Source organism: Polymorphobacter sp., from assembly GCF_051860865.1.
Classification (GTDB): Bacteria; Pseudomonadota; Alphaproteobacteria; order Sphingomonadales; family Sphingomonadaceae; genus Sandarakinorhabdus.
The window spans coordinates 1-3,188 of sequence record NZ_JBIMKZ010000136.1; the positions used below are offsets into that span (position 1 = coordinate 1).

Below are 3,188 nucleotides of genomic sequence, written 5' to 3' on the forward strand. Positions count from 1 at the left end.
TGATGCGTTCGGCGTGCTGAACCTGCGGGCCGGCATCAAGACCGACAATTGGTCGCTGGTCGCCTTTGCCAACAACGTCACCAAGAAGCGCTATCTGGCCGAAGTCATCGTCGCGCCGGAGTTCGGCGGGGCGTTCGTGGCACCCGGCCCGCTGCGGACGATCGGCGTGGAAGGTACGTTCCGCTTCTGAGCCGCACCTGACGGCAAAGGGCCGGGCCATGCAGATCGCATGGCCCGGCTTTTTTGTGTCCTGTCCGTGCGCATCCGGCTGGAACCGCCGGCCAACTCTGGTAGGAGCAAGGCACAAGGGGATGTCCATGCCGCCGGTGACCGAACTCGATTATTTTGAACACAGCCGGCGGGAGATAGCGCCGCTGCTGCCCGAGGCGCCGGGGCGCGTGCTCGAGGTCGGCTGCTCGTCGGGGGCGACGCTGGCGTGGCTGAAGGATCGCTGGCCGGGCACCGAGACGGTGGGCGTCGACGGCTATGAGCCGATCCGGGACGTGCTGGACCGGAACGCCGACACGGCGATCATCCAGAATCTGGAGGCGCCGCTGCCGGACCTCGGGCGGTTCGACCTGATCCTGGCGCTCGATATTCTCGAACATCTGACTGATCCGGCGGCGGTGCTGACATCGCTGGTGTCCCGCCTGAATCCCGGGGGCCGGGTCATCGTGTCGGTGCCCAATGTCGGGCATGTCTCGATCCTGTCCGACCTGCTGCTGCGGCGGCGGTTCGAGTATCAGGATGCCGGCATCCTCGACCGGACGCATCTGCGGTTCTTCACCGAGGACTCGGCCGTGGCGCTGATGAACGCGGCCGGGCTGGTGGTCGGCAAGGGCGTGGTCAATGGCCTGTCCGGCGGCCGGACGAAGCTGGCCAATGCGCTGACCTTCGGGCTGTTCAGCCATTATTTCGCCAAGCAATATATCATGATGGGCCAGGTCTCGGGCTCCCCGCAGGGGCGGGTAGACTGGCAGTTCTGATCAACAGGCTTTATCTCGCGCGTCGCAGCCGCTAGGAATTGTAGAACGAGTTATACCAAAGGCTGCGGTTGATGTTCTCCAATCCGATCGGGCTCGCTTCGGGCGTGCTCGTCGACTTTGATGCCGAGACGGCGGTGCGGGCGGCGGCCGAGGCTGGCTTCAGGTCGGTCGGGCTGTGGATCGAGCCCGATCGCTGGACCGCGGCGACGGTGCAGGGGGTTCGCTCGGCGCTAGCCGATACCGGCCTGACCGCCATCGATGCCGAGGTGATCCGGATGAAGCCCGGCGCGACGCCCGATGCGCATCGGCGGATGATCGAGATTGCCGCCGAACTGGGCGCCCGCAATATCCTTGTCGTCGGCACCGAGGGCGAGGCAGGGGCGCTGGCCGAAAGCTTCGCCCGGCTGTGCGAGATCGGCGAGGCGCATGGCGTCAGTATCGCTCTGGAATTCATGCTGTTTTCGGCGGTGCCGACGCTCGATGCGGCCCGCGCCATCGTGGCCGCGACAGCCTCGCCGGCGGCCTCGCTGCTGATCGATCCGCTGCATCTCGACCGGGCCGGCCATAGCCCGGCCGAGGTTGCGGGGCTGCCGCCGGCGTGGTTGCGCTATGCCCAGTTCTGCGATGCGCCGCGCGCCAGCATTGCCCGGGACGACCATGTCGCGCTGCTCCGGGAGGCGCGGGACGACCGGCTGATGCCCGGCGACGGGGTGTTGCCGCTAGCGGCGTTGCTGGCGGCGCTGCCGCAAGCGATCCCGCTCAGCGTCGAGCTGCGGTCTCGGGCGCTGCGCGAGGCGTTTCCCGATCCCGTCGACCGCGCCCGGGCGGTGTTCCGGGCCACCAGTGATTTTCTTGCCCGGACGGAGGGGCCTTGATGCCGCGCGTGACCCTGTTTGCTGTCGATCATCTGGCCGTGAACGCCAGCCAGCCGGTGTCGGCGGCGGGCTGGCCGGTGCTGGTCGCAAGGCTGGCGGAAGGCCATCGGGCCATCCTCGATCGGTGCAGCCATGCGGCGGCGGCGCTTTCCGGCGGCCGGGTGCGGCGCGGCAATATCCAGTGCCCGCTGCACGGCGCGCTGTTCAGCCTTGCCGATGGCAGTTGCGTCGGCGGCGCTTATCGGCCGCTGCGCACCTTCCCGACGGGCGAGGATGACGGCCTGATCTGGGTGGAGGTGCCCGACGAGGCGCCATCCGCCGACGATCTGCCGCTGCCGGGCTTCTGAGATGGCGCTGGTTTCCGTCATCGGCGCCAATGGCGTCCAGGGCCGGGCGCAGATGCGGCAGGCGCAGGCCGCCGGCCATCGGCTCCGGGGCATTTCGCGCAGCCGGTCGGCGGCACAGGCGGCCGAATTTCCCGACGCGGAGTTCCGCTCGGCCGACCTGCTCGACCAGGCGACGCTGGCGCCGGCGATCGAGGGCAGCGACTATCTGCTGGTCAATCTCTCGGTGCCGCTGCGGGCGCAGGGGCCGGTGTTGCTGGCAGCGATCGGCCGGGCCGCCCTCTCGGTCGGCATTAAACGCCTTGTCTACAACACCGCCACCTGGATCCCCGAGCGTCTTGGCGATCCGTTCAGCTACCGTAATAATACGGTAATGATCAACGCGCTGCTGCGGACCGGGGTGCCGGCGACCGTGTTCGGCAGCGTGCTGTTCATGGACAATCTGCAGACCAGCTGGGCCAAGCGCTACATCGTCGACGAGGACCGCTTCCATTACCCGCATTATCCGACGATGCGCGCCAACTGGATCAGCCTCGACGATGTCGGCAAGGTGATGGTGCACGCGCTCGACCGGCCCGATTTTGAAGGCGCCTGGATGAACATCGGCGGGCCGGAGCGGCTGAGTCCCCAGCAGGTCTGCGCCATTCTCAGTGACGTGACGGCACGCGAGATCCGCTACGATCCGGCCACCCCCGAACAGTTCGGTCAACTGCTCGCCGATGGCCTGGCCGCCGCCGTGGAGCCAGCCGAGAAGCAGGCTTTCGCCGACTATATCCGGGACTTCTACATCTATAACAACGAGGCGCCGACGCGGCCGTTCGAAGTGGACTTCGACCATGTCCAGCGGCGGCTGCCGATCCGCTTCGAGACAATGCGCGAATGGGCGGAGCGGCAGGACTGGTCGCGGGGGTCGCCGGGGAGCTAGGCCATGGGCCGGGCGGTAAAGGAAGTGCCTCCGGCGGCTGGGGCCGCAGGCCCCAGAC

General features: G+C 67.8%; 5 protein-coding genes. All 5 read left to right on the top strand.

Going from position 1 to position 3,188, the window contains the following annotated elements; translation table 11 throughout:
* A partial coding sequence (locus ACTIFJ_RS15190; RefSeq protein WP_439534955.1) for a hypothetical protein occupies positions 1 to 190 on the top strand: 190 nt, incomplete at its 5' end.
* Between the two features lie 127 nt (positions 191 to 317).
* Entirely contained in the window at positions 318 to 986 is a 669-nt protein-coding gene (locus tag ACTIFJ_RS15195; protein ID WP_439534956.1) for a class I SAM-dependent methyltransferase, read from the top strand.
* A 71-nt stretch (positions 987 to 1,057) separates the two neighbouring features.
* Positions 1,058 to 1,861 carry a sugar phosphate isomerase/epimerase family protein gene (locus tag ACTIFJ_RS15200; RefSeq protein ID WP_439534957.1) on the top strand — a complete coding sequence of 268 codons (804 nt, stop codon included), beginning with the start codon at positions 1,058 to 1,060 and terminating at the stop codon, positions 1,859 to 1,861.
* Entirely contained in the window at positions 1,861 to 2,208 is a 348-nt protein-coding gene (locus ACTIFJ_RS15205; protein ID WP_439534958.1) for a Rieske (2Fe-2S) protein, read from the top strand. Before ACTIFJ_RS15200 ends, ACTIFJ_RS15205 begins: the two co-directional genes overlap by 1 nt.
* Before the next feature lies 1 nt (position 2,209).
* Complete coding sequence (locus tag ACTIFJ_RS15210; protein WP_439534959.1) at positions 2,210 to 3,130, top strand: SDR family oxidoreductase; 921 nt, start codon at positions 2,210 to 2,212, stop codon at positions 3,128 to 3,130.
* The last annotated feature ends 58 nt before the right edge of the window (positions 3,131 to 3,188 follow it).